The organism is Umbribacter vaginalis (assembly GCA_001552935.1).
Taxonomy (GTDB): Bacteria; Actinomycetota; Coriobacteriia; order Coriobacteriales; family Eggerthellaceae; genus Berryella; species Berryella vaginalis.
This window is the reverse complement of sequence record KQ959688.1, coordinates 54,044-78,812: the sequence shown is the minus strand read 5'-3', so window position 1 is coordinate 78,812 and position 24,769 is coordinate 54,044. Positions and strand designations below refer to the sequence as shown.

The 24,769-nt window shown below is 43.8% G+C and carries 22 protein-coding genes; 5 read left to right on the top strand and 17 right to left on the bottom strand.

The features are described 5' to 3' along the window. Nucleotides 1-31: 31 nt before the first annotated feature. The 3 genes from HMPREF3190_RS04185 to tgt form a co-directional block, all read right to left on the bottom strand. The gene (locus HMPREF3190_RS04185) at nt 32-352 is read right to left on the bottom strand and encodes a DUF1292 domain-containing protein (protein ID WP_066780688.1); all 321 of its coding nucleotides are present in this window, start codon (nt 350-352) and stop codon (nt 32-34) included. Nucleotides 353-398: 46 nt separating this feature from the next. Continuing rightward, entirely contained in the window at nt 399-2,924 is a 2,526-nt protein-coding gene (secD, locus tag HMPREF3190_RS04180; RefSeq protein ID WP_082715161.1) for a protein translocase subunit SecD, read from the bottom strand. Nucleotides 2,925-3,243: 319 nt separating this feature from the next. Continuing rightward, complete coding sequence (gene tgt / locus HMPREF3190_RS04175; RefSeq protein WP_066780685.1) at nt 3,244-4,392, bottom strand: tRNA guanosine(34) transglycosylase Tgt; 1,149 nt, start codon at nt 4,390-4,392, stop codon at nt 3,244-3,246. 278 nt (nt 4,393-4,670) lie between these two features. On the opposite strand from tgt, the gene HMPREF3190_RS04170 reads away from it, so the two are divergent. Together HMPREF3190_RS04170 and queA are read left to right on the top strand one after the other, a co-directional pair. After that, a complete protein-coding gene (locus HMPREF3190_RS04170; protein WP_082715155.1) occupies nt 4,671-5,555 on the top strand; it encodes an epoxyqueuosine reductase QueH in 885 nt (294 codons plus the stop codon). Continuing rightward, complete coding sequence (gene queA, locus HMPREF3190_RS04165) at nt 5,545-6,630, top strand: tRNA preQ1(34) S-adenosylmethionine ribosyltransferase-isomerase QueA (protein WP_066780682.1); 1,086 nt, start codon at nt 5,545-5,547, stop codon at nt 6,628-6,630. Before HMPREF3190_RS04170 ends, queA begins: the two co-directional genes overlap by 11 nt. Nucleotides 6,631-6,860: 230 nt before the next feature. Here the strand turns inward: queA and HMPREF3190_RS04160 are convergent, their stop codons facing one another. From HMPREF3190_RS04160 to HMPREF3190_RS04115, 10 genes are all read right to left on the bottom strand, one after another. Next, nucleotides 6,861-7,172 (bottom strand): ferredoxin family protein, encoded by a 312-nt coding sequence (locus tag HMPREF3190_RS04160; RefSeq protein WP_066780680.1) that lies wholly within the window; start codon nt 7,170-7,172, stop codon nt 6,861-6,863. Further along, the gene (locus HMPREF3190_RS04155) at nt 7,169-8,482 is read right to left on the bottom strand and encodes an FAD-dependent oxidoreductase (protein ID WP_066780675.1); all 1,314 of its coding nucleotides are present in this window, start codon (nt 8,480-8,482) and stop codon (nt 7,169-7,171) included. The genes HMPREF3190_RS04160 and HMPREF3190_RS04155 overlap by 4 nt, the downstream gene beginning before the upstream one ends. A 146-nt stretch (nt 8,483-8,628) precedes the next feature. Next, nucleotides 8,629-9,519, bottom strand: a complete 891-nt coding sequence (locus HMPREF3190_RS04150) for an electron transfer flavoprotein subunit alpha/FixB family protein (RefSeq protein ID WP_066780674.1) — start codon at nt 9,517-9,519, stop codon at nt 8,629-8,631. Nucleotides 9,520-9,534: 15 nt separating this feature from the next. Further along, the gene (locus HMPREF3190_RS04145) at nt 9,535-10,275 is read right to left on the bottom strand and encodes an adenine nucleotide alpha hydrolase family protein (protein ID WP_066780672.1); all 741 of its coding nucleotides are present in this window, start codon (nt 10,273-10,275) and stop codon (nt 9,535-9,537) included. Between the two features lie 110 nt (nt 10,276-10,385). After that, a complete protein-coding gene (locus HMPREF3190_RS04140; protein ID WP_449676179.1) occupies nt 10,386-11,684 on the bottom strand; it encodes an MFS transporter in 1,299 nt (432 codons plus the stop codon). 62 nt (nt 11,685-11,746) lie between these two features. Continuing rightward, nucleotides 11,747-13,345, bottom strand: coding sequence for a crotonobetaine/carnitine-CoA ligase (gene caiC, locus HMPREF3190_RS04135; protein ID WP_066780668.1), 1,599 nt, complete (start codon nt 13,343-13,345; stop codon nt 11,747-11,749). Between the two features lie 94 nt (nt 13,346-13,439). After that, nucleotides 13,440-14,654, bottom strand: a complete 1,215-nt coding sequence (gene caiB, locus HMPREF3190_RS04130) for an L-carnitine CoA-transferase (protein ID WP_066780666.1) — start codon at nt 14,652-14,654, stop codon at nt 13,440-13,442. 246 nt (nt 14,655-14,900) lie between these two features. Next, nucleotides 14,901-16,049, bottom strand: a complete 1,149-nt coding sequence (gene caiA, locus HMPREF3190_RS04125) for a crotonobetainyl-CoA dehydrogenase (protein ID WP_066780664.1) — start codon at nt 16,047-16,049, stop codon at nt 14,901-14,903. 60 nt (nt 16,050-16,109) lie between these two features. Continuing rightward, entirely contained in the window at nt 16,110-17,108 is a 999-nt protein-coding gene (aes, locus tag HMPREF3190_RS04120) for an acetyl esterase (RefSeq protein WP_066780661.1), read from the bottom strand. A 96-nt stretch (nt 17,109-17,204) separates the two neighbouring features. Beyond that, nucleotides 17,205-18,536, bottom strand: coding sequence for an MFS transporter (locus HMPREF3190_RS04115; RefSeq protein ID WP_066780659.1), 1,332 nt, complete (start codon nt 18,534-18,536; stop codon nt 17,205-17,207). A 313-nt stretch (nt 18,537-18,849) separates the two neighbouring features. On the opposite strand from HMPREF3190_RS04115, the gene HMPREF3190_RS04110 reads away from it, so the two are divergent. Beyond that, a complete protein-coding gene (locus HMPREF3190_RS04110) occupies nt 18,850-20,376 on the top strand; it encodes a response regulator transcription factor (protein ID WP_066780657.1) in 1,527 nt (508 codons plus the stop codon). Between the two features lie 254 nt (nt 20,377-20,630). Here the strand turns inward: HMPREF3190_RS04110 and HMPREF3190_RS04105 are convergent, their stop codons facing one another. Further along, nucleotides 20,631-21,416, bottom strand: coding sequence for an enoyl-CoA hydratase-related protein (locus tag HMPREF3190_RS04105; RefSeq protein WP_066780655.1), 786 nt, complete (start codon nt 21,414-21,416; stop codon nt 20,631-20,633). A gap of 608 nt (nt 21,417-22,024) precedes the next feature. Then, nucleotides 22,025-22,228, bottom strand: a complete 204-nt coding sequence (locus HMPREF3190_RS04100) for a cold-shock protein (RefSeq protein ID WP_066780653.1) — start codon at nt 22,226-22,228, stop codon at nt 22,025-22,027. A gap of 467 nt (nt 22,229-22,695) precedes the next feature. On the opposite strand from HMPREF3190_RS04100, the gene HMPREF3190_RS04095 reads away from it, so the two are divergent. Together HMPREF3190_RS04095 and HMPREF3190_RS04090 are read left to right on the top strand one after the other, a co-directional pair. Beyond that, nucleotides 22,696-23,283, top strand: a complete 588-nt coding sequence (locus HMPREF3190_RS04095; protein WP_066780652.1) for a type IV toxin-antitoxin system AbiEi family antitoxin domain-containing protein — start codon at nt 22,696-22,698, stop codon at nt 23,281-23,283. Next, nucleotides 23,280-24,122: a nucleotidyl transferase AbiEii/AbiGii toxin family protein gene (locus HMPREF3190_RS04090; RefSeq protein ID WP_066780651.1), complete on the top strand. Its 843-nt coding sequence runs from the start codon at nt 23,280-23,282 to the stop codon at nt 24,120-24,122. Before HMPREF3190_RS04095 ends, HMPREF3190_RS04090 begins: the two co-directional genes overlap by 4 nt. 98 nt (nt 24,123-24,220) lie before the next feature. Here HMPREF3190_RS04090 and HMPREF3190_RS04085 read toward each other — a convergent pair whose 3' ends face one another. Both HMPREF3190_RS04085 and HMPREF3190_RS07615 read right to left on the bottom strand, forming a co-directional pair. Beyond that, on the bottom strand, nt 24,221-24,556 hold the full coding sequence (locus tag HMPREF3190_RS04085) for a DUF1643 domain-containing protein (protein WP_449676196.1): 336 nt from the start codon (nt 24,554-24,556) through the stop codon (nt 24,221-24,223). 22 nt (nt 24,557-24,578) lie between these two features. Next, a complete protein-coding gene (locus tag HMPREF3190_RS07615; protein WP_449675051.1) occupies nt 24,579-24,707 on the bottom strand; it encodes a DUF1643 domain-containing protein in 129 nt (42 codons plus the stop codon). Nucleotides 24,708-24,769 lie beyond the last annotated feature (62 nt).

Here is a 24,769-nt window from a genome sequence, read left to right as displayed (position 1 = left end):
GTAACGCATCAACACAAGAACGGACGGCTCCCTATTCGTCTTGAAAGTCGTACAAATCGCCTGCAGCTTCTCGAAATTCTTCGTAGACATCATCAGCTAGGTCTTCGTCTTCAAGCAACTCAAACTCACTTGGCTGATCGTCATCGTCATACGCTAAAATCTCAAGGATAACAACCTCTCCCGTAAATTCATCTTCATCAAGCACAGGAAAGAAGAATCCGAATTCTCGATCGTCGTGAATAATACTTCCGAGAAACTCAAAGGTAGTTGCAACACCATTTTCATCCTCAAGAGAGATTGTTACACCCTCTTCAGTTGGTGGGCAAAAGTTAGGGGCACTTGCAGATGGCATAAGCTACTCCTTACAACGCATTTTTGCTCATTATGACACAATAAAATTATTTTGCATCATGAATGAACGCAAATGTTCCAATCTCCTTACCAAAGCGTTTTTGCAATTTCGCGTTTGCAGACTCGCGTGTTTTCCACATACTAAAGAGCGGCGTTGCAACAGCAATTGAGGAATATGAACCAGAAATTAAGCCGATAACCATGGCAAATGCAAAATCTTGCAGCGTTTCTCCGCCGAAGAACAACATCGCAATAACAGGAATAATTGACGTGAGTGTTGTGTTAATGGTGCGCAAAAATACCTGGTTAACTGAATGATTTGCCATTGTCATAAAGCTGCAACGGATGTTCAGTTCCTTCATGTTGTCGTTAATGCGGTGGAACACAACAACCGTGTCGTAAAGCGAATATCCCAAAATGGTAAGCAGCGCGGCGATAGTGTTCGGCGTAACTTCGCGTCCGATAAGGGCATACACGCCCATAACGATAATCAAGTCGTGCAAGAGCGCCACCACAGCAGTGAATCCCATCTTATATTCAAAACGGATGGCAATATAAGCAATAATCAGCGCTAACGAAACGAAGAATGCAATAAGCGATGCACGAACAACACTTGTTCCCCAGTCGGGGCCAATAGTTGATACTTGCGTGTTTTCTGCAGAAAGATGCAGCTCATCAGCAACGGTGCGCGCAATGTGCTCTGATGTTTGCGCGTTTGTTTCCGTCATGCGAATCAAAAAGCCCTTTTGACCTTCGTTTTCGGTAGTTTGAACGGTAGCATCTTTCACGCCTGCTTTGTTAAACGCCTGCGTAATGTCTTGCGACGTAAGATCACCTGTGTTCGAGTACGTAACTGACGTTCCGCCTACAAACTCAATACCAAACGTGACACCTTTAATGCACACAACCGCAATGCACGCAAGTACTAAAATGCCTGATACGGTTAGGAAAATTTTGCGCGCACTCAAAAAGCCGATGTCGTGTTTGATGAAACGACCTTTCAGCTGGCGCACAAGCTTCAAAGCGGCAGGATCTTCTTCACCGGCGCGCTCTTTTATGATGCGCGCGGTTTCTTTATAGTTCATCGCTTCGCCAATTTCAGCTTCACCAGCGGTAACACCCGTTGCTTCACCCAATTGAGAGAACGTTTGATACGCATTTTTCGAGTCTTGAATATCCCAGAAACGAGGATGATGTGCAATCGTACGTGGCGCAATTATACGCACCAACGGCGCTTTGAACAGCAGCATCATGATGATGTCGCACGCAATTCCCAGCGCAAGCGTAAGGCCGAAACCTTTAACAGACGACGACGCCAAGAAGAACAACGAAAGGGCGCTAACAAGTGTAACCAAGTCGGCGTCGATTGAGGTCATAATCGCATGTCGCACGCCTGTTATTGACGCGGCACGCACGCTGCGTCCCATGCGAATTTCTTCGCGGAAACGCTCGATAACCAAAATGGACGAGTCGGCTGCCATACCGATGGTAAGCACGATACCTGCAACACCTGAAAGCGACAAGCTAAACAGGCCAAAGTGCGACAACGTTGCCAAAATACCCAAGTAGAATACCGCAAATACCACCATCGCGCCAGCTGTAATAAGACCAAGCCCGCGATAGAAAAACAGTAGGTACAGCATAACAAGCAGCAAACCTAAGCCAGCGACCAAAACACCCGCTGCCAAAGCACCTTGTCCAAGCGTTGGGCCAACAATTTGACTTTGCGAATACTGGAAACTTACAGGAAGCGAACCACTTTCAAGAACGGTACGCAAGCCGTTCGCACCGGCAAGCGTATATCCGCCGGTAATCGACACGCGGCCGCCGTCAATAACCGACTGAACAGCAGGAGCCGACTGCACTTCACCATCAAGCACGATAACGATTTTGCCCTTCGTGGGCGCAAGTTCGCGTGTTGCTTTCGCGAAAGCAGCGGTGCCTTCGCCGTTTAAGCGCACGTTAACGGCATAATCGGTACCCGTTTCAGAAGCGCGATCCACCGACACGTTCGTGATATTTTCGCCGGTAATAAGTGCTTTATACGTGCCCGGCTGCACCTTTAAGCTCGACTTTTTCTTGGAAGGAAACTGATTGCCAAACTCGTCGGTTACCATGGCAGTTTTGCCGTAATCGCCTGTGTCAATGCGCTTGCGTACGGCTTCATCGGTAAACGAATCAAGACGCGCAAACTCAAGCTTACCAGTTTTGCCGATAGTTTCGAGCGCTGCTTTCGTATCGGTTGCTCCTGGTATTTGCACCAAAATTTGGTTGTCGCCCTGCAGCTGAACGGCCGCTTCGCTTGCACCCAAAGAATTTACACGACTTTCGATAATAGCGCGTGACGCTTCCATTTCTTCTTTTGTTACCGGATTGCCGTCGTTAGACGTAGCGGTAAGCACAACAGATAATCCACCTTGAATGTCCAATCCCTGGTTAATGCGTTGCGATGGCGGCGTAAATACGTATACTGAAGCAAGAATAAGGATGGTAGTAAGAATAAGAAGCCATATATTACGGCGCTCTGACGAGCCACCAGACTTCTTCTTGCGCTTTTTAGTTTGGGTTGCCATCATCGATGGATTCCTTTCCTTGTGCTTAAAGAAACATGCACGCATGAGAAGCCTATACAGCCTCCCCATAAGCTATACATAATTTTGTCAACCTCACTATTTTGCCACAAATGCAATGTGATAAGTAGAAGCAAAGTTCGGAAATTATAGAAATAGTGAATATCTGGCATGCGTGTACGGCGCGGGACGCAGTGTGGGTGCGCAGGCATGCGTGTACGGCACGGGAGGCAGTGTGGGTGCGCAGGCGGCGGTGTGGGTGCGCTGCGTGTTGCGTGTGCACGCGGTGGTCGCCGGGTAGTGCGCAGGCGGCGACACATTCCTAATAGTCGTTTGCTGCAGGTGAATGCATCCATTCCTCGTAAAAATCCTCATACGCATCGGCGCAAATGGCTTCGCGAGCGCGCGCCATCAGGTTGATGAGGAAGTGAATATTGTGCATCGAGAGTAAAATGCCGCCCAGCATTTCTCCTTGTTTTACCAGATGACGAATGTATGCACGCGTGTGATTTTGGCACACCCAACAGCTGCACGTGGCATCGAGAGGCGAAAAATCGCGTGTGTAACAGGCATTTCTCATGTTCATGCGTCCCGTGCTTGAGAATGCTGTTCCCATACGGCCTGTTCGAGTGGGTAACACGCAATCGAACATGTCGACACCCACACGCACCGCACGCACAAGCGTTGTGGGATTACCAACACCCATCAAATAGCGCGGTTTATCAGCAGGCATAGCAGCGCACACGTCTCCAAGCGTTTGGAACATCACGTCATGAGGCTCGCCAACCGAATAGCCTCCGATGCCAAAACCCCCGAAGCCAGCAAAACCGTCGCGCCTTGCATCGTTATGCACATCGACCAGCTGCTTTATGCTTTCCAGCCGCAAATCGCGATGCATGCCGCCCTGCACGATGCCAAAAAGTGCCTGGTCGGGGCGGGTGTGGGCATACGCGCAGCGTCGCGCCCATTCCCATGAAAGCTTCGTAGAGGCCGCCACCTGCGATTTTTCGGCAGGATAGCCGATGCACTGATCAAGCTGCATGCAAATATCGGCGCCAATACGCTGCTGAATGTCCATGTTCGTCTCGGGCGTCCAAAAATGCTTCGAGCCGTCATAATCGTAGGCGTGAAAGCGTACGCCTTCCGATGAAATTTTCATCATTTTATCAAGACTGAACAGCTGAAACCCGCCCGAATCGGTAAGCATAGGGCCGTCGTAATTCATAAATTTGTGCACGCCACCTGCCGCTTCAATGACCTCGACACCAGGGCGCATATACAAGTGATACGTATTTGCAAGAACTACCTGCGCTTTTAACTGATGCAGGTGCTCAACCGTTAAACCTTTGACGGTGGCATGTGTTCCAACCGGCATGAACATCGGCGTTTGGAAACTGCCGTGAGCAGTGATGTACGACGCGGCGCGAGCGCTGCCCGATTGAGCGTGGATATCGAAAGTGAATAGCGACATAGGTTCCTTTTTCTGTTATGTGGGGCAATGCAGTTAGTGTCAGGGGCGGTGTTGGGGCTGGTAGCGCGCGGTTGCTGGTAGCGCGCGGTTGCCAGTGGCGGCTGGTGGTGGCTTGCGGTTGCTGGTGGCGCGCCAACGCCAGTGAAGTACCTCACGTTCCCCACAAACACCCCACGCACGCGACATGTGTAATTCAGTCGAAACACGCGCCCGCGCCTGAACATTTCATTCAATATGGAGTAGTATAGAATAGTTTTCATCCATCAAGGAGTAAAGCTATGAAATTGCTTCTTCATGCATGCTGTGGTCCGTGTTCAATGGAGCCGCTTCGCATTTTGCTGGCGGAGGGCCACGACATTAGCATTTTTTACGCGAATAGCAATATTGCGCCCGAGCCGGAGTATCGGCATCGGCTTTCTGAGCTGCTGAAATTTGCAGCGCACGAGGGTGTGCGCGTGATTGAGGGCAATTACGACCCGGCGCAGTGGGAACGTTACGTGGCGCCCATCGGGCGTGCCATGGCGCAAAAGGCGCAGGAACGCACGGAAAAGCCCACGTCAGTTGCGGAATTACTGGACGATGCAAACCGCCGCAATCGGTGTAGAGCCTGCTATAAGCTGCGGTTATGCGAGGCAGCGCGCTATGCGCACGAGCACGATTTCGATGCGGTTAGTACGACGCTTTCAGTAAGCCCGTACCAGTTCACAGACATCATTCGCGAGGAACTCGCGCGCGCGTGCAAGCAAAACAGCATCGCACCCGATTTTCGCGATTTTCGACCCTACTATGACGAAGCAACGCGGCGCTCACGCGAGGCGGGCATGTATCGCCAGGATTATTGTGGCTGCTCATTTTCGATTGACGAGGGCAAAGCAACACGTGCCTTTATTAAGGAGCAGCGTGAGGAACAGCGAGCATTGTACCTGATAGCGCACGAGGCCGAGCGGAAAGCCGAGGCGGAAAAGCGGCGGGCGCGCAAAGCTGAGCAGGCGTCGTACAACGCGAAACAGGCTCGCAAGCGCGATTTATTGCGACAGTTCAAGGAGCAACAGCGGGCGCAGGTGTTGGAGCAGGAACAACAGCTGCACAATCAGAGTCTTCCCCAAACACCCCTACCCGATGCCAGCGCGCGCGACGCAGAAAGGCTCGTTCATGAAAACTGATGATTTCGATTACACGCTTCCTCCCGAGCTAATTGCGCAAACGCCAGCTGAAGTGCGCGATGCATGTCGTCTGCTGGTGCTTAACAAACGCAGTGGTGCGCTCCAGGATTGCGTTTTCCATGACATTGGCACGTTTCTGCATCCGGGCGATTTGCTGGTTGCCAACGAAACACGTGTTCTACCTGCACGTATGCTTGGCACTAAACGCGGTTCAGGCGGTAGCGCGGAAATTTTCCTTCTTCGCGAAATATTTAATCGTGAGCCAAAAACGGCCCATACGGCATTGTGGGAAGTGCTTGTTCGCCCAGGTAAACGCCTAAAACCACAAACGGGTGCAGTGGTTGATATCCCCGATGCGCAGGGGCGCGTGTGCTTGTCGATTGAGGTTGTCGATTGGGCGGAAAAACCCAGTCCGGGCGAGCGTATTGCGCGGCTTACGACTACACTTCCCTCGCTTGACGAGGCGCTTCATGCCTGTGGGCACACGCCGCTTCCGCCGTATATCAAACATTATGCAGGTGACGAGGAGCTGTACCAAACGGTGTACTCGAAATCGGAGCACTCGGCGGCAGCGCCGACGGCGGGTTTGCATTTCACGCCCGAGCTGATTGCTGCGCTACAGGAACAGGGCGTTGGCTGGGAAACAGTCGATTTGGAAGTAGGTTTGGATACGTTTCGCCTGGTAGATGAGGACGATCCGCGCAATCATGTGATTCATACGGAAACGTATTCGGTGCCACAGAAAACCATTGACGCCATAAATCGCACTAAAGACGCAGGTGGGCGCGTTATTGCTGTGGGAACAACCAGCATGCGCTCGCTTGAAAGCTGCTACGATGAGCAGGCGAAGTGCGTGAAAGCGCGGACGCGCGAGCACACGTCGCTGTACATTTTACCTGGTTATACATTTAATGTGGTTGATGCGATGATCACGAACTTTCACGTACCACGCTCGACACTGATGATGCTGGTAAGCGCACTGGCTGGTCGCGAGCACATCATGGCGGCGTATCAGCATGCCATTCACGAGCGTTACCGTTTTTTGTCGTTCGGCGACGCGATGTTCATTCAATAGTTCCTGCTCGTGTGGGAGCAGGAACGAACACGTAGGCGTTTGTACGCATAAGCGGTGCAGGTGCGTATTTGAAAATGTTTTAGGTTCACACACCAAACGCTACGCAGCTATCTTCTCACACTTCACGTTCCCATAAACGAAAAGAGCAGCGCCTTTGCGCTGCTCGACAAGCAATAGTAACATCAAAATGTAAACGCCACTTTATTAAGCATCTACCTTAAACATATGTCTTAACCAAAACGATATTGAACGCCCATGGTAGGATTTGGGTTTTCCCATTTTGAAATAATACTATCCTCACAACAAATTCGACACGTTCCGCATTCTAGGCAGCCTGCATAGTCAAATGAACGTACGCCATTTTCATCAATTTTATATAATGCAGCAGGGCATACACGTACTAATTTTTCAAATTCAGCAGCATCAAGAGCCTCTAAATTACCATCGCCAAGTTCAATATGTGCATTCTCTTCATCAACGTTATAACGATTCAATGAAATAAGCTCATCAACATTTACTGTAATAGGTTTAATCGTACTCACAGCGACTTCACCGCCTTTATAACTTCTTTACCAAGTGACAATAAGCCACGCTTTTTAATAATAGGCATCATACGTTTAATGAGGGGTTTTGCAGGTTTGCCATCTACGACAAACATTGCATTAAACATTTCGCCCACCATGGCAGGATATTCTGTGAACATACGCTCCCATGTCTCCATAGTGTGTGGCCATTTTTTAAATGTCTCTAAGTCTTTAAAAACAAAACTATCAGAAAGTGCCTGTTTATACGATGCTAAACCGTTCGCAGAAACATCCTGTGCATCAATAGCGCGGCACGCAGCCTCAGCAGCAAATTGACCTGATGCAACAGCTAAATCCATACCACGTACCATATAACCAAGGTTCATACACAACATAGCGCTATCACCTGCTACTAAAGCTCCGTCATGAACGACTTGCGGAATCATGTTGAAGCCACCTTCAGAAACCATGTGACCAGAATGTTCAACAAGTTTTGCATCGCGCAACAAAGGTGCAACAGCTGGATGTTTCTTGAAATCGTCAAGCATTTGATAAATAGGAGTATCGCTTTGCGATAAGTTCTCAATGGTAGCTACTAAGCCAAGAGAAATAGACTCTTTATTGGTGTACATAAATCCACCACCAACGCATCCATGGGTTGCATCACCCACATAGAGCATGGCAGCTCCTTCACCTTCCGCACACAGAAAGCGAGACTCAATTTCTTTGGCAGGAAGCTCAAATACTTCCTTGATACCAACTGCCATCTGATTGCGCTTTGGACGTGGAGCGCCTAAAAATCGCTCAGTTAACAGGCTGTTTACACCTTCTGCAACAATGGTTACATGGCCAGTAATTTCGTCATCGCCTGCTTTGATGCCAATAACAGCACCATTTTCATCCTTAAGAAGCTCATCAACTGAAATACCGTTAATATATTCCGCACCTGCATTTTCTGCTTGTTCAGAAAGCCATTGATCAAACTCACCACGCAAAACAGCATAGCTATCTTGCCCGTCAATCCCCAGTTCATCACTGGTAAAATCAATCGTTAGAGCGCTTTTTTCTGACAACATATTAATACGTTCATGTGTAATTTTACGCTCGTATGGTATATCGGATGTAGTAATTTCTCCATCCGAATAGGTATCAAATACTTTCTTTAGCGAGTGTGCATAGATACGGCCACCACTCATATTTTTACAGCCATTTGTCTCGCCACGTTCAACTACAAGGACTGATTTCCCCTGTTTTGCACAGACATACGCTGCTATTGCACCAGCACATCCACTGCCGATAACAATGACATCAAAATCGCTTTCTCGCACAGTTCCTCCCTCTATTAACCAGGCTTGTGTAAAAATCGTATATCGTTAGTAAGACAGAAGGCTCATCTGCATGCATAAAAAATCTCAGTAAAGAAACATACACAACAGTACAGATGAGCGCATTCTTTCGCCTTACCGTAAGCGTGCTAAAGAGCTGCCGTAAGTGCTGGTAGCGCTGTTGCAATGTCGCCTACAAACCCATAATCGCACTGGCTGAAAATAGGTGCGTTTTTATCTTTATTGATGGCAATAACAAGATCAGCTCCTGAACAACCAACCATATGCTGCATCTGGCCTGAAACACCAACTGCAATGTAAGCATGTGGTGCAACTACTTGACCCGAAACACCGATATATGCTTCACGCGGGAACCAATCGGCGCCTTCTGCTAACGGACGTGTGCATCCCACTTCACCACCCAATTTAGCCGCTAAGTCACGAGCTAATTGCAGCTGATCTTTCGAAGCAAAACCACGACCGCATCCAACAACGATAGTAGCGCTACCCAAATCAACTGAAGCAGGGGGAAGCGCTTCGCTCGATAGTTTTTCAACAGCGCAATCAGGCTCGATAAACGCTACTTCTTCCACAAGATCGCTTCCTGTTGCTAACGATGCATCAAAAGCATCTTGCGCAATTACATACATCTTTACATCCGATAACGACTTTGCATAGCGCACACCAACACCACCAAAATACAAGCTTTCAGTAGTGTCACCGTCAAAGGAACGTACGCCTGTAATAACCGCTGCACCTGTTTGTGCAGCTAATCGACCAATAAGTGACAGTGACGCAAGGCAATCCTCAGCTAAAATATACTGCGGAGCTTCACTGTCAAATACATTTTTAAGACTTACATACGCATCATCTGCAATACGATTCCCTGGCACATCAACGTGGCAGACTTTATCAGCTACGTTGGTAAATGCGTTAGCTCCAGCTACAAATAGAACGACTTCCTGTGCTAATGAGCGGGCTGCAACACTAAGTTCACGTGCACCATTTTCACTTTGAGCAATAATTAATGCTTTCGACATGATATTTTCCTTCCTTTATAAAGCCGCTTTAACGGCAGCGCTAAATTCGTCAATGTCTTCAAATATATTTTGTTTACGATCGACCTGTTGCGGAGCTTTAAGCGCCACTTCCTCAACACTTGCTGTTGTATCCGCTTGTACAGACTCAACCGAACTTGGTTTTTTACCTGCCGCAAGAATATCCTTCATGCCTGCAATACGTGGTTCAGCATAACCAGGAGCAATAGAAATAACAGCCGGAAGCGTTACTAACACAGTTTCAATTTCTTTTTCGAGTAAACGCTTTACCTCCAACTTACCATCACGCTGAACCATTGAAATTGCACTTGAAACGTAAGGGACTTCCAGTAAAGAGGCAAGTTGAACGCCTGTTTGACGAGCGAATAAATCAGCTGAACCATCTCCCGTAAGAATAAGATCAGCTTCCGCTTTTTTAACAAGAGCAGCCAATTGTGCCGCGGTTGCACGCGAATCAAGTTTGCTTGTAGCGTCATCAGCAATCATCAATAATTCATCAGCGCCGCGTGCTAAAATGTTCTTCTTAATTTTTGGATTATCAATGTTTTTACCACCAACGCTTAAAACATAAAGTTTGCTTTCACCACAGGTTTGTGAAAACTGTGCAGCAGCCTCAAGTGCATTGAGATCGTAGGTTGACACAATATCGTGCGCCTTCGAGAAATCAAGCGTATGATCTGCTTCTACACGAACATCCTGATCATCAGGAACAATCTTACATGCAACAGCAATATTCATAATAAATATCCTTTCTTCTGTTCATCTATCTAATACCCTTACTATGCAGGGGTATTGCCATACTTTGAAGCACTCACAACTACGTGGTGTTACGCATGCAACAGTGCTACTTACTTATTCGCATGCTTATGCTGCAACGAGCTAGCTTCATGCAACGTAAGGCGTTTTGTTTCTGGAGCACACACGAGCGACCATACAAATCCAATGCCAACCAAGGCTGCAGCAACAAGCATGGTTGCTCCAACGCCATACGATTCCATAAATAAAGGAAGTCCATAAATAGAAACTGCAACTCCAATACGACTAAATGCAATTGCAACACCAACAGCAGTTGCGCGTACATCGGTTGGAAAAAGTTCATTAGGATATAGCCACTGGAGAATTCCTGGACCGCCTGAAAAAAATGCATATACACCAAATCCAGCAAACACATACCACAAAGGTGCAGTTGGCCATAAACCTAACGCGAGTAATCCAACAATCATAAGCGCTAAGCCAAGCAGCAATAATTTACGACGGCCAAGCGAGTTAAGCCAAAACATGGCAGGAATGCCCCCAATGAGAAACATAACGCTTACCACCGCTTCGCCTAAAATAGATTCATGACCATTATTTAATCCGAACGCAGTCATAATTTCAGGACCAAAGGTATACACTGCATACATCGGTACAACCTGACATAGAATAAGAATTCCCAAAAAAACTGTCCGTGAGCGATATCCCTTCGTAAATACATGAATGGGCTTATCAGAGGAAACATGTTCCGCAGGAACAGCATCGTAATGTGAGCCATACACTTTTTCTAAAATTGCAAGCGCTTCAGCGCTGCGGCCCTTATTCATGAGCCACCGTGGTGACTCAGGAATATCGTGGCGCCCTATTAACAACACAATGCAAGGGATAATGGCGCTGCCAAGCATCCACTTCCAGCCATCGTCAACCGCATATAATGCATAGCCAACAAAGGCTGCAACTGTTGCTCCAAAATACCAAGATGCAGCAACAATCCCCATCGCAATAGCGCGCTTTGATTGTGGTGTGAATTCAGTAATAAGCGATGTCGCAATAGGATAATCAGCGCCAATAAAAACACCTATCAAAAAACGGCACATCATAATTTGAAAAGCATCGCCTGCACACATGCTTACCAGCGAACACACTGCAATCGCAATTAAGTCGACAATAAACATCGTACGACGCCCTAAGGCATCCGTAAGCATGCCGCCAAATAACGATCCAAATAAAATTCCCACGAGTGAAGCTGCGCCTATTTCCGCAGATTGTGCCTGACTAAGCCCTAACTGTGGAGTTATTTGCGTAAGTGCAACACCTACCAGCGATATAACATAACCATCTAAAAATGCTCCACCACTTGAGAACAATACAAGACGCTTGAGATACTTTGTCATAGGTGAACGCTCTATGCATGAAAATACATCAGATCGATCAGCGGTTTTGAAATGATGTGTTCTCATCGTTCATCACCACACGTATCACAATGGCGTGTTTTAAGAAGACGCTTTTCAACTTTCATTGAACAGGTATGGGGAAGACTGTCTCGAATTTCAACAATTCCAGGCACTTTAAAACTACTTAAGTGCTGGGCACAATAATCGATTACCATAGCAGGCGTTACGGTACAACCATTCCGTGGTACAACAAACGCACAAACTACCTGATCGCGAATTTGATCGTCCTCCCCTATAACAGCTGCCTCTTCAATAAATCCACTGTTAAGTAGGACGTCTTCAATTTCAACGGTAGAAATATTCTCACCACAACGCTTAATCATATTGGCTTTTCTATCTGCAAAGAAAAAGAACCCATCTTGATCGACCCAGCCTTTATCTCCTGTACGCAACCAACCGTCAGGCGATAAAGCTTCATGCGTGTGTTCAGGATCGTTGTAATACCCTTTCATAATGCTTCTACCAGGCGTACCTTTGATAAGGATTTCACCAATTGTACCTATGGGCACTTCTTGTCCTTGCGAATTTACAATCTTTGCCTCATACCCAAGCCCAACTCGCCCAATAGAGGGCCAACGACGCTCTCCACTTGGATAATCGGTGATAGCCCACGTAACAGTTTCGGTAGATCCATATGAATTCATAAGACGCACATTAAAGCGCTTTTCAAACGCCTCTTTTGTTTGTGTATCAAGCGGCAGAAAATATAACACTTCTCGTACAGCGCTCTGTGAATCAAATGAATGAACTGGCTGCATAAGCAGCGTACGAACCATCATTGATACGCATTGAATAATGGTCGCTTTATACGTACACACCTGTTTCCAAAACTTAGTGGCACTATATTTGCTCAGTAAAACAAGCTGTGCCCCACTAACTAAACTTGGCATAAGAGCAGCAAGTTGAAAATTAGAATGACATGCAGGCATTGGAGTAAGAACACAATCATCTGCGCGCATAGATGTTTGCCACTGCGTATAATAAGCTGCATATATCAAATTTGCATGGCTTAGCTCTACACCTTTGGGATGAGCTGTTGTGCCTGACGTAAATAATATTTCTGCTGTATCACACTCACGTATTGATGGTGCTTTAAATTCAGCGCTGCTAAATGATGCGATCTCAGATCGAAAGGAAGAGGCTGTATGTGCATTATTAAGACATCTACCGGGTATAATACGAGAAATAAACGGCGATTCCTGCTTTTTAAATGTCTCATACATAGACAAAAATTGATGTTCACATATCACCAAACATGGTGTTGTTTTTTTAAGCACATACCGCACTTCGTCGGGTGCACTTTGATCGTTAACAGGTACCGCAATTGCACCACATGCAGCTATTCCAAATAAACAAACAATAAAATCTATACAACTACGCATGTGAAGAGCTACCCTATCGCCAGGCCGCACTCCTTCATTTACAAAAAAGCGTGCTGCTTGTCGTACAGTTTTTGCTAACTCTGAAAAACTAAGCTCTTCACATGCCTGTTCTACACGAGAAGTAGAGTATGAAAATAGAAGATATGGCTTATCGCCAAATTGCTGTGCAGAGCTTTCTACTATTTGTAAAATATTACGCGCTGTAAGTCCGTCTATCATCACACCCTCCTCTCTCGTTTTTTTGTTGATATTGCTGGTATCTATACCATTCCGAACGGAGAGCTGGATATTGTTCCCAGCTCTCCTACGCACCTTATTCAGATAGTTTCACTATGCCGTCAGCAGCAAGTTTGTTGATTTCTTCGTCTGAATAACCCATTTTAGAAAGAATATCGCGTGTATCGCCACCCTGTTTAGGCATTGGACGCCATACTTGACCTGGAGTTTGTTGGAATTTAGGAAATACACCCAAGCCCTTAAATTCTTTACCATCTTCCATCTTCCAATTCAGCCAATCATTGCGAAGTTTTAAGTGTTCTTCTTTAACAAGATCGGGAAACTCCATAACAACCTGGGCAGCAATGCGATGAGCAGCAAAATCTTTTTCAACGTCATATTTTGATCGCGTTGCAAGATATGCTTCCAAGTGTTCTTCAATTTCTTTAGCGTGGGGATTCGATAACCATAAACCGCTTGTATCTTCAGGAATATCTTCTGTACCCCATAAATGTCCAAGACCAATAGTTTCAAGCAGGTATTTATTCTGATCAACACCATACAAGCACAAGCCCAAGAAACCATCTTTACAACGGTATTCACCAATGCCGCATAAATTCTGATTACGAGCGCCAGGACGAGGCCATAAAATATCAGCATTTAAATAATCTACCAGGTAATATTGACCCATCGTCAGCAATGTTTCATACATGGCAATATCAATACTTTCGCCCTTGCCTGTACGCTCAACTTTGTGAAGCGCGGCAAGAGAGGAAGATAATACCATGAGTGTATTAATATAATCGCCTGCATATGGTCCTGGATTCATAGGCTGCTCTGGCGTTCCGTTTTGGCTCATATACCCTGAATACGCCATCACCGTTAAATCGTAGGCCGCACGCTTTACCATTGCAGGATCGCCTGATTGACCAAAGCCAGATAAATGCACAATAACGAGCTTAGGATTTACACTCCACAAAACTTCATCAGTAAGCCCTTTACGTGCCCATGTACCACCCTTTGAGGCCTCAATAAAAATATTGGCATCAGAAATAAGCTTTAAAAATACTTCACGGCCTTCTTCGCTAAAGTAATTAAGTGAAACGGAACGCTGATTCCGTCGTTCTTGTTGTTTAATCCAGGCAGTATCACGAATAGTATCGCCTGCTCCTGTGTTCTCGAGCCACGTAACATCTGCGCCCCAGTCAGCCATTAAATCGGCAGCTCGAGGTACTGCAAGCTCGACAGCAGCATAGACAACCTTTACGTCATTAAGACAGCCAAACGATGGCTTTTCAGTTGGTAAAGACATAACTACTCCTTTGTTTTCCTGCGTTTCACAATATAAACGCAGGTAGATTGATGAATTTTAAATTGAAGGCGCGAATATTACAGCTACTGAGAACAACTCATTACGCATATATCAACCTAAATAATATTTGGACTGTGCGTATAGAAGCTCTTACCCGCTATAAGCGAAACACTTAAGCAGCAGTTGTGTGCTGTACGTATGTGGCGCCCAGCACACCACATACGACACACCTTCTTACTATAAAATCTACGGACGATATGGTTTAATAGCAAATTTACCTGCAGTAAGAATCATCATCTCATCAGTGCCACCTGAAATACGATCAACACGCAAGTCGCGCCAAATTCGATTAATGCGATGTTCGCTTGCTACTGCAATACCACCCATAATTTGCATTGCGTTATCAACTACCGAAAATGCGGCATTAGCACAGAAATACTTACATGCAGCTGCAGCACCTGGATCAACTTCACCGTTATTGTTATCAGCATGATAAGCAGCCTCGTATAACATGTTCTTCATACAATCAAGTTTGATAGACATATCTGCAAATTTCAGTGTATTAAGCTGAAAACGGGCGATAGGCTTACCAAATGCAACGCGCTGCCAAGCATGACGTGCAGAATCTTCAAACGCACTTAACGCCATACCGTAATCGCTTGCACCTACCAGCCAACGTTCAAAATTAAAGTCGCTGACGCCGCGCATAAAGCCATTACCCTCTTTGCCGAACAGATCTTTCTCTTCAAGCTCAACATCATCTAAGTAAACTTCGCAGCAGCTATCCATGCGCAGCCCCAGTTTAGGCAGCGGAGACAAGCTAATGCCAGGTTTTGACATATCAACAAAAAATTCACTAATAGTGTCAGGATTATCAGCATCACGGCACATAATTACGAGATATTTAACACCTTTAGAAGAAGTAATAAATGTTTTTGTGCCATTCAAATAAATTTTACCGTTGCGACGCTGGTAGGTAGTAGTTAATCCACCAACATCAGAACCAGCACCAGGCTCAGTACATGCTGAATTCCAAATTTGTTCGCCAGTTCCTACGTATTTCATGACAGCATCAATTTGTTCTTGTGTGCCTTCACGTAAGATAGTTCCGAAACCGGGCAATTGATATAACAAATACGTAGGTGCACCATAACGACCCAGCACTTCATAAATTGCCATCAATGTAACTAATGGCTGTTCAAGTCCTAATCCGCCATGCTCTTCTGGAAGCATAATACGATCAAAACCTAAATCACATAGTTCTTTTACCCAGCGAAGCGGATATTCGTGTTTTTCATCGCATTCCAGGAAATATGGTTCCCAGTTTTCCTTTTCCATAAGATCGCGAAAACTTTCAACAATAAGCTCCTGATCCTCAGATAATGTAAAATCCATTCTCAAATCCTTTCTCGTACGATATACGTACCTTTAAAATGAACTGCCCTCACAAACACTCTATTTCGCAAGATAGTGCGTGTGTTGACGCCTAAAAAATGAGGCTCCATGATCAAGGGCGCGTTGTGCTTCATCAAGCATGCGTGTGTGATGTAAAAATGCGTGTATAACACCCTTGAATTCTTCATATTCAGATGTCATGCCATGAATCTGAAGCATGCGATGTAGTGTTCTACTATCGTCAATAAGGGGATCGTATTCAGCGCTGGCTATATAACAAGGAGCAACATGTTTTGTTAAATCGGCAGAAAGACAGTTTAAGTAGGGGCTTTGTAAGTCTTTCTCTTTGTCTGCACAATAGCAATCGAGATAATATTCCATATCACTTGCATCAAGGCCATCCCACGACCCACCATATAAGCGATATCCGCAAGAGTCTTTAAGCCCATACATGCCGTAATATAAAAGCATTGTTTTTATAAAGGATGCATCTTCCATCTCATCACGCAAATATAAGAAACTGGCAAGGCTTAAATTAGCTCCGCCTGAATCACCTGCAAATGAAATATCATTAGGCAAAATACCGTGTTTGTCACCATGTTCATGCAAATATGCCGCTACCGCAACGCAAGCTTCCAACGCCTTAGGAAATTTTGCCTCAGGGGAAAGAGGATAATCAACGCTCACAACTACTGCTCCCGTTTCATGGGCAAGCATACGCGTTATCCGATCGTGAGTATCAATCGATCCAACTACAAAACCACCACCGTGAATATACTCAATGGCAGGAAGAGGAGAATCACAAGATGCTGTAGATGGATAATAATAACGAACTGGTATAGAAGAGCCATCAAAGCTTTCTACTACATCGTCATGTGTTTTCGCCATAACAGGACCGCCTTCATTCCAAAAGCGGCGCTCTTCAATGTAGCGCTGTCTCATTACATCGAAACCAACATTAGTTGCAAATGCATCACCTGCAAGCTCAGACTGCTTCTTAAGTACGGCTTTCATCTGAGTATTTATAAGATTCAATACGTCAGCTTTATTACTAAACATTACCTATCACCTTCACAGAGCCTCGAGAGTCGCGCACTTCTTGATACGTAACTCAAACTTTAAGTGTGGAGTACACGCAAAAGCGCGCAACCCGATTTACGCCTGATGAGCCCCTTGTGAAGCCTCTTGAGCGCGTTTTTCTAGCTTTTCTTTATTCTTAGAAACATAAGCCTTTAAAATCAGGGAAAGAATAACTGCAATAACAGCTGATGCAGCGAGAATAATAAAGATTTCATGATAAGCGCCTGGAACATCTCCAGCTTTTTGACCAGCGTCAATAATGGCGCCAAACCACGTGCTTGAAAATGTATCTGGCAAGAAACCTACCACAGAGACAATACCAGTTGCAGCACCAAAGATAGTCAATGGTACTTTTCCTTCTGTAAGCTGCGCCGATACGATGCCAAATACACCATTGGCAATAAAGCCTAAGACAATAATAATCGCTGCGGCAACTACCGCTACTGCCGCGGTATCAGGCAATACAACAAGCGCCATAAACGCTACCAGCACCAAAATCGAACCGACGACGATAGCTTTAGCAGCAGAATTAATTTTCTTCGCAAATGCACCAAAAATAGGACCTGAAAGAAGTGTAATTCCGTACGTACGCACAACCGAAACTACCGAAACTACAACAAGCGACGCTCCTAACACACCAGATAAATAAGGCGTTGTATACGTTACACCCGTATAGTAGAAGTACACGAAGAACATTGACAGTGCAGCCAACCACACAACAGGATTTTTAAGAGCGTGCACAAATTCCATAAGGCTAAAACCCGACTCTTGCTTGATTTCACCTTCAAATTTAGGAATAAATAAAAATGACAAAATGCCAAGCAGTAAAATAAAGCCTCCCAGCCATAACAACAACGCAGTCATACCCGCGCCTGCATTTTGTGCAAACGCACTTACAATAGCGAGGTTAATCATGCCAACAACAAGGCCAGCTGCACCATAAATACCGTAAGAAAGTCCGATTTTTGCCGAATACTCTTCTTCGGTACTAATAAGACGAACAAGCTTAAAACGTGTTCCCCACCAAATAAGAATGGTAGTAACACCCATGCCTACAAAAAGAGCCATACATGTTCCAAAGGATGGCAAAGTTGCATAAATAAATACCAAAATAGCAGTTGCCACAAATCCCACCCAGGAAAGCGTTCTCATACGCACTTTATCGGCGATAATGCCCGATGGTAAATAGCAAATGGTTGCCGTGATAGCATAGGCAGACATAAGCAAACCCAGCTCAGTATTCGTACAATTAAGCGCTTGCTGCAGAGGATCATAGAATACGCTCTTCAAATATGCGGGTGCATAAATGGTTGAAGAGCCCATACTTACGAGAATTAAAAGAAAGATCTTTCGTGCTTTAGAGAGGTCTTGAACTTTCTTCTCGCCACCCTTCACTAGTGTTGCCATAATTATCCTTTCTTTCGGTTGTGTAGAAGTTCATCGTTTGTACGTTTTTAAACTTCTACTTTCATCGGTCTTACCCCTACGACCCTTGCAACCTATCATTCGCTAAAACCAACCTGATTTCGTCACTTAAACTTCATGATTAAGCAATTACTGAATAATTAGTGATAGCAAGTTATGCAGGCACATCGCATAATTAACGACGTAGTTAGTTCTTCTGCTTAAGATACTAAAAGAGATAATTTAACTAATATTTATTAAAGATATTGTGTGACCTTTTAGGTCTCCTCGATAAACGATTGAAAGGAGAGGTGGAATGACTCAAGATGGCGTACCAAATACTCAACGTACGGCAAAAATTTTTTTTATATTTAGCCCAGGCGTAACCTTGTATTCGGGAATAGCGCTTTCGCTTGCATGGGTGAATGCGATGTGGTTTGTGCCTCCACTTTACTCGTTTACTGAGTTACTGGCTGAGGAAGTGACATGGGCTTGGCTTCTTCATCTTGGCGTAACTACATTTTCAATGCTGCTTATTCCAGTATTTTTGAGGAATAATAAACATATTAGTAATTCACAGCTTGTGCTGATAGGCGTGCCTGTGCTTATGGCGGTAACAGGATTTTTGTTTACATCTGGTTTAATACCAATGCAATATCAAGCTATCTGGTATTTATGTAGCGCTCTTATGGGATTTGCAAGCGCAATTTTGTGGCTCTGTTGGGGTGAGTACTATACCTCGATAAAGGCAAACTATCCTATTGGGCAAGTAGCTCCAACAGTGGGAATAATAACCCTTATTTCAATTGGAATTACTTTTTTCATTCCACACCCAGGAAACGCAGTGTTTGTAGCATTATTGCCACTTGCATCTGGCGCTTTGCTTATCACCGTGCATAATCGCGCACCGCAAGTAAGCTATCCGAAGCTTCTACCACGTAAACAGCGCAAACTTGGATTAGCTTCGGCTCTGCTTGTATGTATTGCATCAGGTGGAGCGGCTACTACCTGCTATTTCACTATTGCTATCATTCCATTGTGGGACTTACCATTTGGTATGAACAACACCTTTATGATTGGCGCAATTTTGGCTGCAGTTGTGCTTATCGGCATTGGTATGATGGCGCGAATTTTGCCTCATAATACAAGTATTTTCCATATTTTCCCCTGGTTATTGGTGGTAGTAGCTGTATCTATTTTGCTTTACTTTAGCGATCACAATATCTTTTATGGAGCCTCATTTCTATTAGCTTCAGCTGTATATGGTATTTTTGAAGTACTATTGCTTATGTACATTGGCATCCTAGCAACGAAAGGTTATTTGCGCCCTTGCATTGCATTTGGCTTTGCAGGCGGCTTTATTCGTTGCGGCACCTTTGTTGGTAATGGTATTGCAGTTATCTTTGAACACAATGCTTTTTTGGAACACTGGTTTTGTACGCCTGCAGCTCTTTTCTTTATTATTGTAACGATTGTTATGATAATCCCTGTTGTACGTAGTGAATACTCCATTACATCTATTACGGCACCAGTATCAAAAATGTCTGATATTGAAATGCAAGTTGCATGTGTGGCTGAAGAATTTAATCTTTCAATGCGGGAGCATGAAGTACTTATGTATTTAGTTCAGGGGCTCACCGCTGAAACCATTGGCAAGCAACTTTATATTTCTAATTTTACGGTACAGACGCATATACAACATATTTATGCAAAAACACAAATTCACAAACGCTCTGAGCTTATAGAATATGTAATTAAACGCACCGTTCAACCTGAAGATGTATCAGAACACCCCTCAAAACACAGTGACACTCTGCCAAAGTATTGGCCCTTACCTTCCTAAATACTCGAGCCAGAGACATTCCTCGAGACAAAGACATACGTGTTAATACCATAAAGTCATAACTATGGATTAATATAAAAAAGGTTGCAAGCATACTATACTTGCAACCTTTGTCATTAAGCTAAACAACAAACTAACAACGTGCAGCTGGAACGTTTATGGGCTGAGTTTATAGGCTAAGAAGGTTATTAGGTGTAATTATAGTGCTATTAATACACAGTTAAGCACCATTACAGCTCCTTACACAGTGTTGCTTATTTACCCTGCCACACTGGAGTACGTTTTTCAACGAATGCTTTTGGACCCTCAATACCGTCTTCAGTTTTCTCAAGAAAACGATACGCAGCGTCACTATAGCGCATAGCATCTTCCTCAGACATCTGATCGGCGGCGTGCACAACATATTTGGTCCACTTAAGTGCAAGCGGTGCATTCTTGAGACACTCTTCAGCTAACTCAATTGCTTTATCCATTACTTCTTCTACAGGAACAGCATAATTGATCATACCAAGCGCTTTGGCTTCAGGTGCCTTAATCTTACGTCCGGTAAGCAGCAACTCCATAGCGTCTTTACGATTAATATCGCGTGCCATACGCACTAAACCACCTGTTGATGCTATAATGCCCAACCCTACTTCAGTAAAACCAAATTTTGCACGCTCAGAGGCAACGACCATATCGCATGACATAGCAATCTCCATGCCACCACCAGCAGCAGAACCATTACATGCACAAATGATGGGTTTAGAACACAAACGAGCCGTTAAACCACCAAAGCCGTGCTCGGTAACCGTTTGGCATTCTCCACCCTCAGATAATTCTGAAAGATCTTCACCTGCACAAAACACCTTGCCAGTACCTGTTACGATAATGGCGCGTACAGCTTTGTCTTCCTCGGCATGATTCATGATGTTTTCCATAGCACGCGAAGTAGCTCCATTAAGTGCATTAGCAACTTCAGGACGATTGATGCGAATAATCAATAAGCCATCTTCGCGCAACTCAGAAACAACCGTTTCACATCCAAAATAATCTGCCATAGTACTGTCTCCTTTCAGCATTCATCTTGTTAGAAAAGCTGTTTTTAATAGTAAAAGCATTGCAACCGCATAACTCTCACTTAAAACGCACTATTATTGAAAGAAGAAAAAATACTTAATTTTTAATGAAGGGGTTTAACTGCAATAATGTCATAAACGATACACAATTAAGAGCAATACTTTTACATGCAGTAATGAATAGGCGGCCAAACGACGAAGAAAACCTATCTACAGTAAAGTTTATGGTGTAGAGATAATAGTTATTACTTAGTGTGGTTAAACTTAGTACGTTTAACCTTAGTGCGTTTATGTTACATCAAGCATGAAAAAGAACTTAGTACATAAAAAGTGCCTCATGCAAAAAAGATACCTAGTGTGTTGAATTATTCGCAATGCATTGAAGTATACGTAACGGAATTACGTAATGCATCGAATTAATCTCTCACAATTATAAAAAAAATCGGTTGAGAGCGAACCCTCAACCGATGTGTCTTATACAACTAAACTGAACAGCTAGCTATAAAATATACAATCGAGCATGCACAGATATTCACCATATACTTAAGCGGCGGTAAAATCTGCTGCGTACGTGCTCATTATTCGCGAACTTACGCCTTCTGAACGTTGCTCGCCTGCAGCTTGCCGTCTTTGCCGGTCGTTACATCAAAAGTAACTGCTGCGCCCTCATCGAGCGTCTTAAAGCCGTCCATTTTGATTTCTGAATAATGCACGAACAAATCTTCGCCGTCTTCCTGCGAGATGAAGCCGTAGCCTTTTTCAGGGTTAAACCATTTAACTGTGCCTTGTGCCATAGTAATTCCTCTTTCCTCTTCCTGACGAGCGCCAAGAAGTACTGCTAGCGCGGTTGGCTCCCACGCTCACTCTCTTAGAGAGTAACGTAGGTAACTATACGACAACATTTCACAAAAAGTCTCCAGATTTGCGTATCAGTGCCCTTAATGAAGAAAAATACACGAAGATGTGAATTTTTTAAGCGATTGACACGGGATTTGCGCCCTCGGATGGCGGTTTTGGGGAACGCAAGCGAGCGGATACGAGTTCGCCTTGTGGAGAACGTGCGTGCGGGAACGCGGTGCGTGGTTACGAGAACAAAGCAAGCAAACGGTTGCGTACATTAAACGCAATGATTTACAGACTTTTTCTTACAAACTATTTAAGGGTACAAAGATTCTCTATATCCTTAAAAAGCTCTCCTACTAAACTTTACATATTCGCTTTTATAACATAGAATAAAAGCGAAAACGAGAGTAGGCAGACTATGAACACACTTAAAGAATATATACAAAAAAATTTAGTAATCACCAACAATGAAGCGGAGGAACTTGGATATAGCAGGCATAATCTATCAGAATTAACAAAAATTGGACAATTAGAAAGATTAAGACCGGGACTGTATCAATTAAAAGGAAAAATTATAGACGATTTTGTTTTAATATCATCAAATAGTAATCGAATTATATTTTCTCATCAAACAGCCCTATACCTCCACGACCTATCCGACAGGACCCCAAATGTGTTTCATATATCTGTACCCCAAGGCTACAATGCAAGCCATATCAAAAAGAGATACGAGGATCTACAAGTTCACTATGTAAAAAAAGACTTATATGAAATTGGAAGAACAGAAATAAAATCGCCGCAAGGCAATTTTATACCAGTTTACGATATGGATCGAACAATTTGCGACATCATAATCGACAGGAAAAAAATAGATAAACAGATTTTTACAGAAGCAATAAAAAGATACTTTAAATCACCAAATAAAAATCTAAGACGACTCATAACATACAGTAGACTGTTTAAAATTGAAGATGAAATTAGGAAATATATGGAGGTATTATCGTGATTAATATCGAGAGTATAAAGGGCAAGATAAGAAGCCTGGCAAAGAAGAAAAATCTAAAGTCACAAGAAGTTCTACAAATATATTTCTTCGAAAGATTTCTGGAAAGACTATCCAAATCAAAATACAAAAATAATTTTGTAATAAAGGGGGGATTCCTAATATCATCATTAATCGGAATTGAAAATAGAACAACTATGGACATGGACACAACCATAAAAGGCATACCCCTAAAAGAAGAAAAAATAAAAGAAATCGTAGAAGAAATTATAAATATCAATATAGATGATGGAATAAAATTTGAAATAAAAGACATCAGTTATATAAGAGAAGAGGACGAGTACGAAAACTTTAGAATTTCAATAATAGCTAATGTTGGTAAAACTAAAAATCCTATGAAACTAGACTTAACAACAGGAGATGCCATAACTCCAGGAGAAATAGAATACACCTATCCATGTATATTTACCCAAGAAGATATAAAGATAATGGCATATCCATTAGAAACAATTTTAGCTGAAAAATACGAAACCATAATCAGAAGAAATATAGCAACTACACGGATGAGAGATTTTTACGATCTATACACCATCTATAAACTAAAAAAGGATGAGATTGATTATAAAATTTTAAAAGAAGCAATAGAAAGGACTTCCTACAAAAGAGGAAGTCAAGAAATAATGAAAGATTATGAAGAAATAATTGAGGATATAAAAGAGGATTCATACCTAAAATCATTGTGGGAAGTATATCTCAGTGAAAATAAGTACATTGGAGATCTGGAGTTTGATAAGGTTGTTGGTGTAGTGAGAATTATTGCAGATAGAATTAATGAGATGTAATATTCCAGGAGCCTGTAAGAAAAAGTGAGTGTGCAGAACAATTTCTGTAAAAAGATATTTTTATACACCCGAATTTGTGTCAAAGTTAGTACCTGATCCTACCCTTTGTATAAGATGGAAGTGAGGTCTTTGGATAAGTAAAGTGGATGATGAGGGGTTCCATTTTTATTCTGCTTTAAGCAATATAAGTTTGCTAGCAATGATAAGTTGGCCAGCAATGAAATAACTTTTTCATCACGACCAAAAAGTCTTCCTGGATTTCCCCAGCATGCGATAATTAAATCTACTTCGGATGCACATGTACGTATATAAGTATCATTTTCTGGTCCAACCGGATCCTCTTCATGGTTAAGCTCGTTTGGATCAGTGCTCCTAAAAGCAAAAAGATTTGCCATTAGGATTTTTCCATAACCCCAAGATTTAGCATAATTGATACACGTGCGAATCGTAGGATCATCAGATTTTTTCGTCAGCCGTAGACGGGTTCAAACCGATAAACAACACAGCAGGCTTTGCCTCATCCCACGTGCGGGAAAGTATGTAATGGTATTTTCTATCTTCAGATAGAAGAGCCTCTTTTAACATAATTTTCCTCCATTGTCTTCTATTTTAAACAATGTACGCTCGCAGCTGCTCTCGATTGAAAA

Coding starts and splice junctions, on each gene's coding strand:
- HMPREF3190_RS04100 (WP_066780653.1), bottom strand. CDS start 22,228: ATGGCACAAGGCACAGTTAAATGGTTTAACCCTGAAAAAGGCTACGGC.
- tgt (WP_066780685.1), bottom strand. CDS start 4,392: ATGTCGCTATTCACTTTCGATATCCACGCTCAATCGGGCAGCGCTCGC.
- HMPREF3190_RS04110 (WP_066780657.1), top strand. CDS start 18,850: ATGACTCAAGATGGCGTACCAAATACTCAACGTACGGCAAAAATTTTT.
- secD (WP_082715161.1), bottom strand. CDS start 2,924: ATGGCAACCCAAACTAAAAAGCGCAAGAAGAAGTCTGGTGGCTCGTCA.
- HMPREF3190_RS04145 (WP_066780672.1), bottom strand. CDS start 10,275: ATGAATATTGCTGTTGCATGTAAGATTGTTCCTGATGATCAGGATGTT.
- aes (WP_066780661.1), bottom strand. CDS start 17,108: ATGTTTAGTAATAAAGCTGACGTATTGAATCTTATAAATACTCAGATG.
- caiC (WP_066780668.1), bottom strand. CDS start 13,345: ATGATAGACGGACTTACAGCGCGTAATATTTTACAAATAGTAGAAAGC.
- HMPREF3190_RS04115 (WP_066780659.1), bottom strand. CDS start 18,536: ATGGCAACACTAGTGAAGGGTGGCGAGAAGAAAGTTCAAGACCTCTCT.
- HMPREF3190_RS04150 (WP_066780674.1), bottom strand. CDS start 9,519: ATGTCGAAAGCATTAATTATTGCTCAAAGTGAAAATGGTGCACGTGAA.
- queA (WP_066780682.1), top strand. CDS start 5,545: ATGAAAACTGATGATTTCGATTACACGCTTCCTCCCGAGCTAATTGCG.
- HMPREF3190_RS04170 (WP_082715155.1), top strand. CDS start 4,671: ATGAAATTGCTTCTTCATGCATGCTGTGGTCCGTGTTCAATGGAGCCG.
- HMPREF3190_RS04095 (WP_066780652.1), top strand. CDS start 22,696: ATGAACACACTTAAAGAATATATACAAAAAAATTTAGTAATCACCAAC.
- HMPREF3190_RS04105 (WP_066780655.1), bottom strand. CDS start 21,416: ATGGCAGATTATTTTGGATGTGAAACGGTTGTTTCTGAGTTGCGCGAA.
- caiA (WP_066780664.1), bottom strand. CDS start 16,049: ATGGATTTTACATTATCTGAGGATCAGGAGCTTATTGTTGAAAGTTTT.
- HMPREF3190_RS07615 (WP_449675051.1), bottom strand. CDS start 24,707: ATGTTAAAAGAGGCTCTTCTATCTGAAGATAGAAAATACCATTACATA.
- caiB (WP_066780666.1), bottom strand. CDS start 14,654: ATGTCTTTACCAACTGAAAAGCCATCGTTTGGCTGTCTTAATGACGTA.
- HMPREF3190_RS04140 (WP_449676179.1), bottom strand. CDS start 11,684: ATGACAAAGTATCTCAAGCGTCTTGTATTGTTCTCAAGTGGTGGAGCA.
- HMPREF3190_RS04185 (WP_066780688.1), bottom strand. CDS start 352: ATGCCATCTGCAAGTGCCCCTAACTTTTGCCCACCAACTGAAGAGGGT.